Origin of the sequence: Fusobacterium sp. IOR10 (genome assembly GCF_010367435.1) — a bacterium.
GTDB lineage: Bacteria > Fusobacteriota > Fusobacteriia > Fusobacteriales > Fusobacteriaceae > Fusobacterium_B.
This window is the reverse complement of the sequence record NZ_WJWY01000008.1, coordinates 49,461-64,156: the sequence shown is the minus strand read 5'-3', so window position 1 is coordinate 64,156 and position 14,696 is coordinate 49,461. Positions and strand designations below refer to the sequence as shown.

Below are 14,696 nucleotides of genomic sequence, written 5' to 3'. Positions count from 1 at the left end.
TTTATACATAAAATATTTGGAGGTGTATATCCCATGAAAAATTTTAATTCAGGAATAAATGGAAAAATATATGAATTTTTAGGTTGTCATCTAAAAACTCAAGGGAATATAGACGGAGCTTCCTTTAATGTTTGGGCTCCCCATGCAAAGGAAGTAAGAGTTGTGGGAGAGTTTAACAATTGGAATGGCACTGATCATTTGATGAATTTCAATGGTGAAAATGGCATCTGGTCCCTATTTATTCCCAAAATAAAGGAAGGGGATATATACAAATTTCAAATACTTTCTAGAAATGAAAAAATATTATTAAAATCAGATCCAATGGCTTTTTACTCAGAGCTTAGACCTCACACAGCTTCAGTTGTAATGGATGTTTTTAAGGAATACAATTGGGAAGATGAAAAGTGGCTTGAGGAAAGAAAGCATTGGAATTCCTATGAAAGTCCTATGAATATTTATGAGATTCATTTAGGATCTTGGAAGAAAAAACCAGATAGTGAAATAAAAACCTTTAACAAAAGGGACATTGACAAAACTTTTGAAGAATTGACTTTAGAAGGTGGATACTATAATTATGAGGAAATTGCAAGGAAGTTAGTTCCATATATACGGGAAATGGGGTATACTCATATTGAGATTATGCCTCTAGCTGAGCATCCACTAGATGCATCTTGGGGTTACCAAACTATAGGTTATTATTCAATAACAAGTAGATATGGAACACCTGAACAGTTTAAATTTCTAATAAATGAATGTCATAAGGCTGGAATAGGAGTAATATTAGATTGGGTACCTGGACATTTTTGCAAAGATGCCCATGGACTTTACCAATTTGACGGGGAATCTTTATACGAGTATGATGAAAAAATAAGACATGAAAATATAGGCTGGGGTACTGCTAACTTTAATTTGGGAAAACCAGAGGTTAGAAATTTTTTAATATCCAATGCAGTATTTTTATATGATGTTTATCATATAGATGGGATAAGGGCTGACGCTGTATCTAATATAATTTATTTAGAATATGGTCAACCAGAAATTTTTGGACTTAAAAATAAAAATGGTGGAGATGAGGATTTAGAAGCCATTGAATTTTTAAAGGAATTAAATAAAGTAATATTTAAATATGTAAATAATCCATTAATGATTGCTGAAGAAGCCACATCGTGGCCTTTGGTAACTAGACCTCCATATATTGGTGGCCTTGGATTTAACTATAAATGGAATATGGGTTGGATGAACGACGTTTTAAAATACATGGAGTTAGATCCAATAGTAAGGAAATATAATCATAATTTGGTTACATTTTCTTTAATGTACAGTTTTTCTGAAAACTATATATTATCAATATCCCATGACGAAGTTGTCCATGGAAAGAAATCCCTTTTAGATAAGATGAGCGGAAGTTATGAAGAAAAATTCCCATCCTTAAGGGCTTTTTATGGTTATATGTATACTCATCCAGGTAAAAAATTATTATTTATGGGTGGAGAAATAGGGCAATTTATGGAGTGGAGATTTTATGAAGGATTAGAGTGGCAAATGCTAAAATATCCCCTTCATGACAGTATAAGAAAATATGTTAGGGATTTAAATCATCTATATAAGAGGGAGAAATCCCTTTGGGAATTAGATTGTTCCCAAGATGGCTTCACATGGATAGATGCAGATAATTCAGCTGAAAGTATAGTGTCCTATGTTAGAAAAAGTAAGGATCCAAAGGATTATTTAGTGATTATTTGTAATTTCACCCCTGTGAAAAGGGAAAGTTTTGTAGTTGGAGTACCAAGAATAACTGACTACAGAGAAATTTTCAATAGTGACAAGGATGTTTATGGGGGATCAAATGTTTTAAATAGTGGTATTATAGAGCCTAAAATCCAAGGTGTGTTGAACATGCCTTATTCAGTAATTATAGATATACCTCCTTTATCAACAATTGTTTTAAAACCAATTTGGGCGGATAGGGGATATTAATATATAAAAAATAGGGAGGATTAGATTATGAAAAAAGAGATGGTAGCGATGATTCTAGCTGGGGGGCAAGGGAGCAGGCTAAAATTACTTACGAAAAATAATGCAAAACCAGCAGTTCCCTTTGGTGGAAAATATAGAATTATAGATTTTCCTTTAAGTAATTGTTCCAATTCAGGGATAGATGCAGTTGGAGTTTTAATTCAATATAAACCTAGGATATTAAATACTTACATAGGTATAGGAAGAACTTGGGATTTAGATAGAAACTTTGGTGGAATTAATTTATTGCCCCCTTTTATGCAAGAAAATGGCGGATTTTGGTATAAGGGTACAGCTAACTCAATATATCAAAACATTGACTTTATCAGTGATTATGACCCAGAATATGTATTAATACTATCAGGGGATCACATTTACAAAATGGATTACAACAAAATGCTAAAATACCATAAGGAAAGAAATGCAGATGCTACAATAGCTGTAATAGATGTTCCCCTAGAAGAAGCTAGTAGATTTGGAATTATGAATGTTAAAGGGGATCATGAAGTATATGAATTTGAAGAGAAACCTGAACATCCAAAGAGTACTTTAGCTTCAATGGGTGTATATATATTTAACTGGAAAGAGTTAAAAAAAGCCTTAATTGAAGATGAAGAAAATGAAAAATCTACAAATGATTTTGGTAAGGATATAATTCCTAAACTACTTGGAGAGGGTAAAAAATTAGTGGTCTATCCATTTGAAGGTTATTGGAAAGATGTTGGAACATTGGAAAGTCTATGGGAAGCAAATATGGATCTACTAAATCCTAGAAAGAAATTTGATATATTTGATAATGATTGGAGAATATACTCTAAAGCTTTAAATAAACCAAGTCAAGTGATTGGAGAAACTGCTAATATTAAAAACTCTTTAATTACTGAAGGATGCGTTATTGATGGAACAGTTGAAAATTCAGTTCTTTTTTCAGGGGTAATTGTGGAAAAGGGAGCTCACATTAAAGACTCAGTTATAATGTGTAATTCTGTAATTGGTTCAGGGGCAGTTGTTGAGAGAGCTATTTTCGGAAATAATGTCTCTGTTGCAAATGGAAAAAGAGTATATGGGAAATCTGAAATTCTTTTAATAGAAGAGGATAGAAAAGTTCAAGAGGATATTATCAAATAAATTTTAGAAGGGAGATAAACTTATGGAAAAAAGATATTTAGGTATAATCAGTGCCACAGAAAATAGAGATGATCTTAGAAGGTTAGCTGCTCATAGATCAATAGGAGCAATTCCTCTAGGGGGAAAATATAGAGTTATAGACTTTGTTTTATCTAATATGGTAAATGCAGGGATAACTACAATTGCAGTTTTAGCAGAAAGTGATTCAAGATCTTTAAGGGACCATGTTGGAACTGGTAGAGCTTGGGATTTAAATAGAAGGCACGGTGGAATATTTGTTTTCAGTGATACTGCAAAGGAACGTTTAACTTATGATATTAAAATGTTAAAGGATAATATAGAGTATTTAGTTAAATCAAAGGAAGAAAATGTAGTAATTTCTTCAACTCACTTAATATCAAGCTTTGATTTAAAAAAAGCAATGGACAAACATGAAAGTTCAGGGGCTGATATAACAGCAGTTTATAAGAAAGTTAATACAGCTGACAGTGAATATTTAGATCTAGGAGTATTTGACTTTAATGGAGATGGAACTATAGAAGGAGTTCATAGAAATCAAGGGAAGGATAAAAAAGCAAATATTTCAATGGAGATGTTTATTTTAAGTAAAGAACTATTGTTAGATCTAATTGAAAAATGTTCTTACATAAATTATTCTCGTAATTCAACTTCTATAATATATGAACAAATTGGAAAATTAAATATAAAAGGTTATGAATACACTGGTTATTTAGGTGTGGTTAACTCTTTACTTTCATATTTCAAAACTAACATGGATATGTTGTCAGTTGAAACAACAAAGGAATTATTTTTCGATGAGGAAAATCCAGTATATAGTAAGTCAAAGGATTCTTCCCCAACAGAATACTATGAAACATCAAAGGTTTCAAATGCTTTAATTGCAAATGGTTGTAAAATAAAAGGTGAAGTTAAAAAAAGTATAATCTCAAGAAGTGTAGTTATAGAAGAGGGAGCTTATATTGAAAACAGTATAATATTACAAAATTGCACTATAAAAAGTGGTGTTAAACTAAAAAATGTAATTTTAGATAAAAATGTTACCTTGTCAGAGGGAACAGAACTTAAGGGAAGTGAACTATATCCCTTGGTAATAGAAAAGGAATTAACTAGATATGAAAAATAAACATTAAATTTTATACAGGGGGTAATAAAAATGAAAATATTATTTGTAGCTTCTGAGGCAGCCCCATTTATAAAAACTGGAGGGCTTGCAGATGTAGCTCATTCGTTGCCAAAGGCTTTAAAAAAATCCAAGGTGGATATTAGGGTAATTATACCAAAGTATAAGAAAATATCCTCTGAGTATACGGAGAAAATGGATAAGGTAGGGGAGTTTACAGTTCCAGTTGGATGGAGAAATCAGTATTGTGGACTATACCATTTAAAATATGATGGGGTAGATTTTTATTTTATGGATAATGAGTATTATTTCAAAAGAAATGAGCCCTATGGACATTTTGACGATGGGGAAATTTTTTCTTTCTTCTCAAGGGGAGTACTAGAGTCAATAAAACATATGGATGGATTTATTCCTGATGTTATCCATTGTAATGACTGGCATTCAGGTATGGTTCCAGTTTTATTAGATGCTTTTTATAGATATGATGTTAGATATCAAAAAATAAGAACTCTATTTACAATACATAATTTAAAATATCAAGGAATTTTTTCCAAAACTATTTTAGGGGAGCTATTAGGTCTTGATAATTCATACTTCACTGAGGAAAAATTGAAATTTTATGATGGAGTATCCTTTATTAAGGGTGGATTAATATATTCAGACATTGTTACTACAGTTAGTAAAACCTATGCAGAGGAAATCAAAACTCCATATTTTGGAGAAAATTTAGATGGACTGTTAAATGGTATAGACTATAAACTTTATGGAATTGTAAATGGAATAGACTACAGTGAATATAATCCAAGAAAAGATAAAAATCTTTTCAAGGAATATGGAATTACAACTATGAAAAATAAAGTGATAAACAAAGAGGCATTACAAAAGGAAATGGGTCTACCAGTTGATAAAGATATTCCTGTTATGGGAATGATAACTAGATTAGTTGGACAAAAGGGACTTGACCTAGTTAAAGGTGTAATAGAAGATATAATCTCTTTGGATTTACAACTTATTGTTGTGGGAACTGGAGATGAAATGTATGAGGATTTATTTAATTACTATGGTAATAAATATCCAAATAAAGTAAAAGCATACATTGGATTTAATGAATCAGTGGCAAGAAGAGTTTACGCTGGTTCAGATATGTTCTTAATGCCTTCACAATTTGAGCCTTGTGGAATTGGACAACTTATAGCTCTGAGATATGGAACTGTTCCAATTGTTAGGGAAACTGGGGGATTACGCGATACTGTACAAGCCTATGATCACAAGAAAAAAACAGGAAATGGATTCTCATTTACAAATTACAATGCCCATGACATGCTACATGTAATTAAACTTGCTATGGAAACATTTAAAAATAAAAAAGAATGGCTTGGAATTGAAAAAAATGCAATGAGGTCAGAAATTAGTTGGAAAGAATCAGCTAAAAAATATAGAGATATTTACAAAAAATTAAAAGAAGATTAGTTTAAGGTAAATGTTCACATAAGGAGTTGGTGATTTTGAATATAACAAAGGAAAAAATAAAAGAAGATTATAAAAAGAGACTTGAATTTACATTTGCAGAAGATGTGGAAGAAGCTTCTTTGGAACATAAATATTTAGCTTTGGGGAAACTAATTAAAGACTATTTGTCTGAAAGATTATATAAGACAAATAAAGCCTATAGAGAGGACAGGGTAAAACAAGTATATTATTTTTCTATGGAATTTTTAATAGGAAGATTATTAGAATCAAATTTAATAAATTTAGGAATAAGAGACATATGTGAAGACGCCCTAGAAGAAATGGGAATAAATTTTAGAGAACTTGTAAGTCAAGAGGCAGATGCAGGTCTTGGAAATGGTGGACTTGGAAGACTAGCTGCAGGTTTCATAGATTCCATGGCTTCCCTTTCCCTTCCAGCCCATGGTAATGGAATACGTTTTAAACATGGACTATTTAAACAAAAAATAGAAAATGGTTATCAAGTTGAAAAACTAGATGATTGGTTGAAAAAGGATTTTGTTTGGGAAATAAGAAAACCAAGTAAAAAAATAGAAGTTAAATTTGGTGGGAATGTATACCTTGTAAAGGAAGGAGATGCCCTTAAACCAGTTTATGAAAATGAAGAAACAATACTTGCAATACCATATGATGTACCTGTCTCAGGTTATGGAACAGGAAATGTAAATACCCTAAGACTTTGGAACGCTGAAATGGTAGATGGTGATATAGATTTATCAACTCTTAGAAGGGGAGAATATATAGAGCATTTGGAAAAAAAATATGCTGTGGAAGAAATTTCCCAAGTATTATATCCTGATGATTCTGGAGAAGTTGGAAGAAGACTTAGATTAAAACAAGAGTATTTTCTAGTAAGTGCTGGAATTCAAGCTATTGTTAGAAGATTTGATAAAATAGGAGAACCTATTAATGAGTTTCACAATTACATAGGAATTCATATTAATGATACTCATCCAGCAGTTGCAGTTGCAGAGCTTATGAGAATATTATTAGATCAGTATAATTTAGACTGGGATGAAGCTTGGAGAATAACAACAAAAACCCTAGCTTACACAAATCACACTATAATGGCAGAGGCTTTGGAAAAATGGTCAGTGGATATATTTAAAAATTTACTTCCTAGAATTTACATGATAATAGAAGAAATCAATAGAAGATTCTCCCTAGAAGTGGCTAAAAAATACTATGGAGACTGGAATAAAATTGCAAATATGGCAATTATCAAAGATAATAAAATAAAAATGGCTAATTTAGCCATAGTAGGTTCCCACTCTATAAATGGAGTTGCTTGGTTACATACTGAAATATTAAAACACAGGGAGCTAAAGGATTTTTATGAAATGTACCCTGAAAGATTTAACAATAAGACAAATGGAATAACTCACAGAAGATGGTTGATTCAAGCAAATCCAGAACTAGCTGATCTAATGGTTGAAGTTGTTGGGGATAAATCTTGGGTAACTGATACTATGAAAATGTGTAAATTACTTCCCCATGTAAATGATAAAAAATATCTAAAAAAAATTGCTGATATTAAATACAATAAAAAAGTTGAACTAGCAAAATTTGTTAAGGAAACTTGTGATATTGAAATTGATCCAAACTCAATTTATGATATTCAAGTAAAAAGACTACATGCTTATAAACGTCAATTATTAAATTTATTTAATATAATGAATTTATACAACCAATTAAAGGAAAATCCAAATATGGATATTGTTCCTAGAACTTTCTTCTTTGGAGCAAAGGCAGCACCAGCTTATTATTTAGCTAAGAAAATAATAAAACTTATAAATACAGTTGCAGATAAAATAAATAATGACAAGAGCATAAATGGAAAGATAAAAGTAGTATTTTTATCAAACTATGGTGTTACCCTAGCTGAAAAAATAATTCCTGCAGGGGATGTTAGTGAACAAATTTCAACAGCTTCAAAGGAAGCTTCAGGAACAGGAAACATGAAGTTTATGATGAATGGAGCAATTACCCTAGCAACTTTAGATGGGGCAAATGTTGAAATAGATAAGGCTGTTGGAAGGGATAATATTGTTGTATTTGGACTTACAGCAGAGGAAGTAATGAACTACTATGAAAATGGTGGATATAGTGCTAAGGAAGTATTTGATAATGATCCTAGATTGCAAAAAATAATAGATCAAATGAAAGATGGTTATTATAATGCTGACAAACATGAATTTGACATTATAGTTGACAATTTATTCAATACAAATGATGAGTTCTTTGTATTTAAAGATTTTGATTCCTATGTAAAGGCTCAAGAAAGAATAAATGAACTATATAAAGATCAGGATAAATGGGTTAAAATGTGTTTGATAAATATTGGAAATTCAGGTATATTTTCCTCAGACAACACAATTAAGAAATACGCAGATGAAATTTGGAATATAAAACCTAGAAAAGTTGAAATGTAGGTGGAGCTATGGAATATTTAAGTTTTAAATGGAATGATAGTTATATTAAATACAATTCTCAAGATATAAATTTTAAATCTCCCTATGGTGCAGTGTCTTGTAACTGTGATATTGAAATTAGAATAAAGATAAATAAAAATGCACCTGTTAAAAATGTCTTTTTAAAACTGGGAAAGGACATTGATGAAGATCCATATAATCAAATAATTAAAGCTATTGAAATGAAATTACAAGGGGATAATAAGGATGAAAGTTACAGCGCCTATGTTTGTAAATTTAGAGCTTGTAACAAGGCAGAATTATTATTTTATACATTTGAAATTATTTTACAAGATGGAACTACTAAATTTTATGGAAATAACCAAAGTGAACTTGGTGGTATTGGACAAGTATATAAGAATAATCCTAAAAAGTATCAAATAACAACATACTATGAGGATAATAAAACCCCTGATTGGTATAAGGAATCAATTATATATCAAATATTTCCAGATAGATTTTTCAATGGAAATGGAGATAGACATATAAACAGTCCCAAGAAAAATTCATTTATATATGGGAAATGGGGAGATACTCCATTTTATATTAGAAATGAAAAAATGGAAATTATACGTTGGGATTTTTACGGGGGAAATTTAAAGGGTATTGAGAAAAAACTAGACTATATTAAGGATTTAGGAGCTAATTTAATCTATTTAAATCCAATATTCAAAGCAACTAGTAACCATAGATATGACACTGGGGACTATAAGAAAATTGATGAAGTACTGGGAACTGAAGAGGATTTTAAAAGTTTAGTTATAAAGGCTAAGGATAAGGGAATGAATATTATGCTAGATGGTGTGTTCAATCACACTGGAAGGGATAGTAAATATTTCAACAGATATTCCAATTATGATTCAATTGGAGCCTATAATTCTGTGGGATCTTACTATTATGATTGGTATAAATTTGAAAAATATCCTGATGAATATGAATGTTGGTGGGGAGTTAAGGATTTGCCCTGTGTAAATGAAAAGACTCCATCCTTTGTTGACTATATAATAGAAGCAGAGGACAGTGTGATTGCCCACTGGATGAAATTAGGAGTTAAAGGTTGGAGACTAGATGTTGCAGATGAACTTCCATCTGAATTTTTAGTGAAACTAAGGGAAAAATGCCATGAACTGGATAAGGATTCTGTTATTCTAGGTGAGGTTTGGGAAGATGCAACAAATAAAATAAGTTATGATAAAAGAAGAGGGTATATGAAGGGAAGACAGTTAGATTCTGTAACTAACTATTCCTTTAAGAAAATATTCATAGATTATTTTTCAAATAAGTTTGATACTAAGAAATTAGTGATGCTATTTGAAAATATGAGGGAAAATTATCCTAAGGAAAACTTTTACGCACTTACAAATATGTTAGGTTCCCACGACATTGAAAGAATAATAACTGTATGTGAAAAGGTAGCTACATACATTCAAGATGAGATTTATAGAAAGGAATTGCATAGGGAAAAAATATTGACTCAAGATCATTTATCTGAAATTATAGGGGATAGAATATTAAACCTTATGGTAACAATGCAAATGGTTTTTCCAGGAGTTCCTTTAATTTATTATGGGGATGAAGTTGGAGTTCCAGGGGGAAAGGATCCAGATAATAGAAGAACTTACCCTTGGGGACATGAGGATAAAGAAATTGAAAGCATGTACAAAAATCTAATTAACCTTAGAAAATCAAGTAAGATGTTTTCAATAGGTGAATTTAAACAACTGGAACTAGGGGAAGATGCATATGGAGTTATTCGTAAATATGAAGATGACTACGCCCTTGTTGTTATAAATAGACATCCAATTAATTATTTTGATGTATCCCTAGATAGTTTAGAATGTGAAGAACTATATAATTATAAAACAAAGGAAAAGATTGTGCTAAATAATGGAAAATTAAAACTTCATCTTAGACCTCTTTCAAGTACCATATTAACAAATAAAGAATATATATAAATAAGAAAATATTAAGAAATGATTAACAAATAATTAATATTTTTTTGATATAATACGTTTAATAGTAAATAAAAAAATGATTATGGAGGAAAAATGAAAAAAATATTAATAGGATTATTTGTTATATCATCCCTAGGATATGCTAAAGAAGTTATGCCAACTGCAGAGGCTGTTACAATACAAGCAGAGGAATTAGGTTATAGTATAGATGTTAAAGTTGGTGGAGAACTTTATTCAAATTATACTTTAGTTAAAGATTCAAAAACAAGTAAAAAATTACTTGGGGACGAAACTGATGGGATAGGATACGAATTATCAGTAGAATTATTAAAAAAAAGGAGTCCTAATTTTGAAACAGGAGTAGGTATAGCTTACCAAAATAATGCAGATAGAAAAAATATTAATAGTGGAATAAAAGGTGCTTCTTATGATTCAATGCCAATTTATGTAACAGCAAAATATAAATTTAATGTGGATAGTTTATATGTACCTTATGTTAAAGTTAATTTAGGTTATTCATTTAATTTTAACGAAAAAGATTTAACAAATTCACTTGGGAAGTCTTCAATTAATATTGATGATGGTTTATATTGGGCAATTGGTGGAGGAGTGGAATACAATAATTTCTTAGTGGAGTTAATGTATGGTGTAACTAAATCTGATGCAAAATCACCTAAAGTTTTTAAAGGGGATTATGCAATTGATTATGAAAAAGTAACATTATCAGTTGGTTATAGTTTTGATTTATAGAATATACTTTGTAATAAAAAATAGATAAATTTATTCCTTCAGTTTTTATTTTTTGTCAACTAGTGTTGGTGGAGAAAAATAAAAAAACTAAATAATAATGAAAATTTCTCCAGTTTTATGCTGGAGGAATTTTTATTATAAGTTTTGAGGATATTTTTTTAAAATTATTGAATTGGTGGTATAATAGTAGTATAAAATTTAAAAAGGAGAGAGATATGAAAAAATATTTATTAGGTCTTTTTATAGTTATGTGTACTTTTTCCTTTGGGGAAGAATATGTAAGTGGAAAAATTATTGGAAAAATAGGAACAGCCTTGGAAAACAACATTTCTAGTAAAACTGATGTTGATGGAGAAGAAATAACAGATGTGGTTTTTTATAATATAAAGGTTAATAATAAAATTATTAAGGTGGAGTCCCCTGTGTACGGGCAAAAGGAATATAACTTAGATCTGGAAAATGGCACAAGAGTGGTTTTAGCCTATGAACCAGATGACAATGGGAACATGGATTATTGCATAACAGATATTGACAAGAGATTTGATTATGGAGTTCTATTATTTTTATTTGTAGCCTTTACAATATTGCTTGCTAAATTAAAGGGTGTAAAAGCAATACTTAGTTTGTTAGTTGTAATACTAGGAATACTTTATGGATTTATACCAATGGTGGCAAAGGGATATTCTCCAATAATGTTAGCAGTTGTAATTTCAATATTTGCATCTGGAATTACAATATCCCTAACTACAGGTTTTGATAAAAAGGGGAAAGTTGCAATTACCAGTAGTATTTTAGGAACTTTAGTAGCAGGAATATTATCAATATACTTTGTACATAGGATGAAATTTTCAGGTTATACAACAGTTGAAGCAATAGGTTATATAGATTTATTAAAGGGAATCAAGGTAAAGGAACTTGTTTCAGCAGGGGTGATAATAGGAAGTATGGGAGCAGTTATGGATGTGGCCATGTCAATATCATCAGCTCTTTCAGAAATAAAAAGAAAGTTCAATGACATAAGTCCCCATGAATTATTTGCCTCAGGTATAGTAATAGGAAAAGATATTGTGGGAACAATGGTTAATACATTGATACTTGCCTATATTGGAGCTAGTTTTTTTGACGTTTTAATAATTTATATAAATTTACAAGACTTAACATTTATCAGAATATTAAATTATGAATTTATAGGGACAGAAATTTTAAGAGGATTAATTGGAAGTATAGGTATACTTGCAGTAATCCCAATAACTTCTTATTTGTATGCTTACACAAAGGGAAAATAAAATTGGAGGTAATGTATGAAAAAAGCAAGAACTGGTATATTAATTGTTGTTTTACTTATTATTATGGGGGCATTGTTAGGGAAAAATGCAATTATAAAAAGAACTTTAGAAGAAAATTTAACAGCTTCTTTGGAAACTCCTGTGAGAATAGATACTGCAACTTATAGCTTACTTGGAAAGAAACTTAGTATTAACGGTCTTAAGGTTGAAAGTAAAGAAAATAGTTCCACAGACATTGTTGTAATAGGTAATATATCAACAAAGATCAATTACAAAAAAATATTTGATAAGGAAATAACCTTGGAAAATGTTGATGTAAGTGATATATATTTAATTCCTAGTACAGGGAAAACAGGTTTAAACACAATAAAAAATGAAGATGAAACAAAGGAACTAGCAGCTTCTATTATTAAAAACTATAAATTAATATTTGAAAAAATTAATTTTTCAAATGAAGCTCAAAGTAACAAAGCAAGATCAATATTCCTAGGAACAACAACTCCCTTCCTAGATAAATATATTGACTATAAATTATCAGCTTATTCAACAGAATATATTCAAGAAATATTAAAAAAATATGTAGCTGCAAAGGCTAATATAAAAACAACTTTAGAGGCTCCTAAAAAGGATGACTGGGTAGTAAATATTAATAATTTCAATGTTAAAACAATGTTGTTTGGAAGATATTTTACAGGTACAATAGAGGGAATATCAACTGACATTACAAGAATGAATAAAATGATACCAATAGTTTTAACAGCTTCAAATGATGATGAAAATAGTATTATAGAAGGGAAATTAAATTTATACACTTTACAAGGGGAAATAGACACTTCTTTAAAGGGAGTGGATGTTGGGACTATACCAAGTGTTAGTGATTACGTAGGTGGAAAACTATATATGAACCAAAAATTATTTTTACTACAAGGAAGTAAAGTGTTCATAGATGGGGATATTAACATTAAAGATGTAGTGTTAAAGGAAGAAAAATTAGCTGAATACTTCTTAGAAGATAAAGAAGCTATAAAAATGATAACAGGTGGAACTAACGAAAATCTACAAGATTTTACAATTACATATAAATACAGCCCTAAATCAAATAAAGTTGTAGTTGATTCTAATTTAGCAGAAAAAATTACTATTTATTTAGGTGGAGATGCTGACTATTACAATACTTTAAAAAATAATATTCAAGATAAATATGGAAAAGAAATAACTAAGGCAAAGGAAAAAATAAATGATGCATTAAATGGATTGTTTAAATAAATATATTTGCAAAAAATAAGAAATGGTACAGTTAATAGCTGTGCCATTTTTATATATTAAGAAATATTTAATTTTCTTTATTTGAAGAGGTTAATTTTCTAACTTCTTTAGGATGAATGCCTTTATATTTTTTAAAAAGAGTTGAAAATCTACTATGTGAGGTATATCCAACAGATTTTGCAATATTTTTTATTTCAAGTTCAGTTGTTGAAAGTAAATTCTCTGCTATATTCATTCTTTTTCTTTGTAGATATTCTGTGATACTCATTTGATACTTTTCCCTAAATATATTTTTAAGTTTGGTACCACTCATCATAGCAATTTTTTCTAAAAGTTTTTGAGAAATATCCAATGCAAAATGGTCATTAATATAATTTGCTACATTTTCAATTGACTGCTCATCAGATTTTGATATTTTTTTTCTTTTTGATTTGTTTAAGTAAGCATTTAATGTGATACTTAACCATTCCTTGGCCTTTGCTTCAAAAAATATTTCTCCAGCAGGGGAGTCCATATGACAATTTAAAATTGAATTTGCAAGTTTTTCCATTGGTTTAGTAACAAGATTCCTAGTATCAAAAAACATGTGAGCAACAGTTTCAGATTGATTACTTAAATGACAAGGGATATATTTATTTATCATTTCTTGCTTAAATTTAACTCCTACACTTAAATATGGAAAATTGCCATGAAGGAAAAACCTAAAATTTGTTTTATTCATATTTGCCACAAAAACAGTATTTGCAGTTAATGTTTGGTAAGGGTTAAAACATTCTCCATTAGCTGTTTTAATATAAGAGGAACAAAAAAATATAAGAGAGTCCATGTTAGGGAAAGAATCTTCAGTTCTTTCCTTTTTTATAAAAAGATCATGAATATCAATGATAAATTGATCAGTTTCATAATACCAATATATTCCTTCTAAGTACTCATTATCTATAAAAAATGTTTTTCCTATTTCACAGTATTTCTTGCATTTTGGATAATTTTTCCATCCTGTTTCCTTTAAATAAGATTCAAATGTGTCCATGTACTACCTCCTAATATCTTGATTGGACAATGCTATGATTAGACATAGTTGTGTTCACTCTATTGTATCTTATTTCTTTCAATGATACAATACTTAAAATAAATATTATCTAATAACATTATAAATTTGTCTAAATGAGATAAT

At 29.7% G+C, this 14,696-nt stretch carries 10 protein-coding genes; 9 read left to right on the top strand and 1 reads right to left on the bottom strand.

The features are described from left to right. Window positions 1-33: 33 nt before the first annotated feature. The 9 genes from glgB (at window position 34) to GIL12_RS03465 (ending at window position 13,522) form a co-directional block, all read left to right on the top strand. Window positions 34-1,977 (top strand): 1,4-alpha-glucan branching protein GlgB, encoded by a 1,944-nt coding sequence (gene glgB, locus GIL12_RS03505; RefSeq protein WP_163468973.1) that lies wholly within the window; start codon window positions 34-36, stop codon window positions 1,975-1,977. Window positions 1,978-2,001: 24 nt separating this feature from the next. Further along, a complete protein-coding gene (locus GIL12_RS03500) occupies window positions 2,002-3,144 on the top strand; it encodes a glucose-1-phosphate adenylyltransferase (protein ID WP_163468997.1) in 1,143 nt (380 codons plus the stop codon). A gap of 22 nt (window positions 3,145-3,166) precedes the next feature. Continuing rightward, window positions 3,167-4,288 (top strand): glucose-1-phosphate adenylyltransferase subunit GlgD, encoded by a 1,122-nt coding sequence (glgD, locus tag GIL12_RS03495; protein ID WP_163468972.1) that lies wholly within the window; start codon window positions 3,167-3,169, stop codon window positions 4,286-4,288. A gap of 30 nt (window positions 4,289-4,318) precedes the next feature. Further along, window positions 4,319-5,755 (top strand): glycogen synthase GlgA, encoded by a 1,437-nt coding sequence (gene glgA, locus GIL12_RS03490; protein WP_163468971.1) that lies wholly within the window; start codon window positions 4,319-4,321, stop codon window positions 5,753-5,755. A gap of 35 nt (window positions 5,756-5,790) precedes the next feature. Further along, on the top strand, window positions 5,791-8,226 hold the full coding sequence (locus GIL12_RS03485; protein ID WP_163468970.1) for a glycogen/starch/alpha-glucan phosphorylase: 2,436 nt from the start codon (window positions 5,791-5,793) through the stop codon (window positions 8,224-8,226). 8 nt (window positions 8,227-8,234) lie between these two features. Beyond that, complete coding sequence (locus GIL12_RS03480) at window positions 8,235-10,220, top strand: glycoside hydrolase family 13 protein (RefSeq protein ID WP_163468969.1); 1,986 nt, start codon at window positions 8,235-8,237, stop codon at window positions 10,218-10,220. A gap of 93 nt (window positions 10,221-10,313) precedes the next feature. Then, on the top strand, window positions 10,314-10,970 hold the full coding sequence (locus GIL12_RS03475; protein ID WP_163468968.1) for an outer membrane beta-barrel protein: 657 nt from the start codon (window positions 10,314-10,316) through the stop codon (window positions 10,968-10,970). A gap of 215 nt (window positions 10,971-11,185) precedes the next feature. Beyond that, the gene (locus GIL12_RS03470; protein ID WP_163468967.1) at window positions 11,186-12,256 is read left to right on the top strand and encodes a YibE/F family protein; all 1,071 of its coding nucleotides are present in this window, start codon (window positions 11,186-11,188) and stop codon (window positions 12,254-12,256) included. A 15-nt stretch (window positions 12,257-12,271) separates the two neighbouring features. Further along, window positions 12,272-13,522 (top strand): hypothetical protein, encoded by a 1,251-nt coding sequence (locus GIL12_RS03465; protein WP_163468966.1) that lies wholly within the window; start codon window positions 12,272-12,274, stop codon window positions 13,520-13,522. A gap of 67 nt (window positions 13,523-13,589) precedes the next feature. Here GIL12_RS03465 and GIL12_RS03460 read toward each other — a convergent pair whose 3' ends face one another. Next, window positions 13,590-14,552 (bottom strand): AraC family transcriptional regulator, encoded by a 963-nt coding sequence (locus GIL12_RS03460; protein ID WP_163468965.1) that lies wholly within the window; start codon window positions 14,550-14,552, stop codon window positions 13,590-13,592. Window positions 14,553-14,696: the final 144 nt, after the last annotated feature.

Excerpts from the sequence above, each read along its gene's own strand:
- glgB (WP_163468973.1), top strand. The coding sequence starts at position 34 with ATGAAAAATTTTAATTCAGGAATAAATGGAAAAATATATGAATTTTTA.
- glgD (WP_163468972.1), top strand. The coding sequence starts at position 3,167 with ATGGAAAAAAGATATTTAGGTATAATCAGTGCCACAGAAAATAGAGAT.
- glgA (WP_163468971.1), top strand. The coding sequence starts at position 4,319 with ATGAAAATATTATTTGTAGCTTCTGAGGCAGCCCCATTTATAAAAACT.
- GIL12_RS03480 (WP_163468969.1), top strand. The coding sequence starts at position 8,235 with ATGGAATATTTAAGTTTTAAATGGAATGATAGTTATATTAAATACAAT.
- GIL12_RS03475 (WP_163468968.1), top strand. The coding sequence starts at position 10,314 with ATGAAAAAAATATTAATAGGATTATTTGTTATATCATCCCTAGGATAT.
- GIL12_RS03470 (WP_163468967.1), top strand. The coding sequence starts at position 11,186 with ATGAAAAAATATTTATTAGGTCTTTTTATAGTTATGTGTACTTTTTCC.
- GIL12_RS03465 (WP_163468966.1), top strand. The coding sequence starts at position 12,272 with ATGAAAAAAGCAAGAACTGGTATATTAATTGTTGTTTTACTTATTATT.
- GIL12_RS03460 (WP_163468965.1), bottom strand. The coding sequence starts at position 14,552 with ATGGACACATTTGAATCTTATTTAAAGGAAACAGGATGGAAAAATTAT.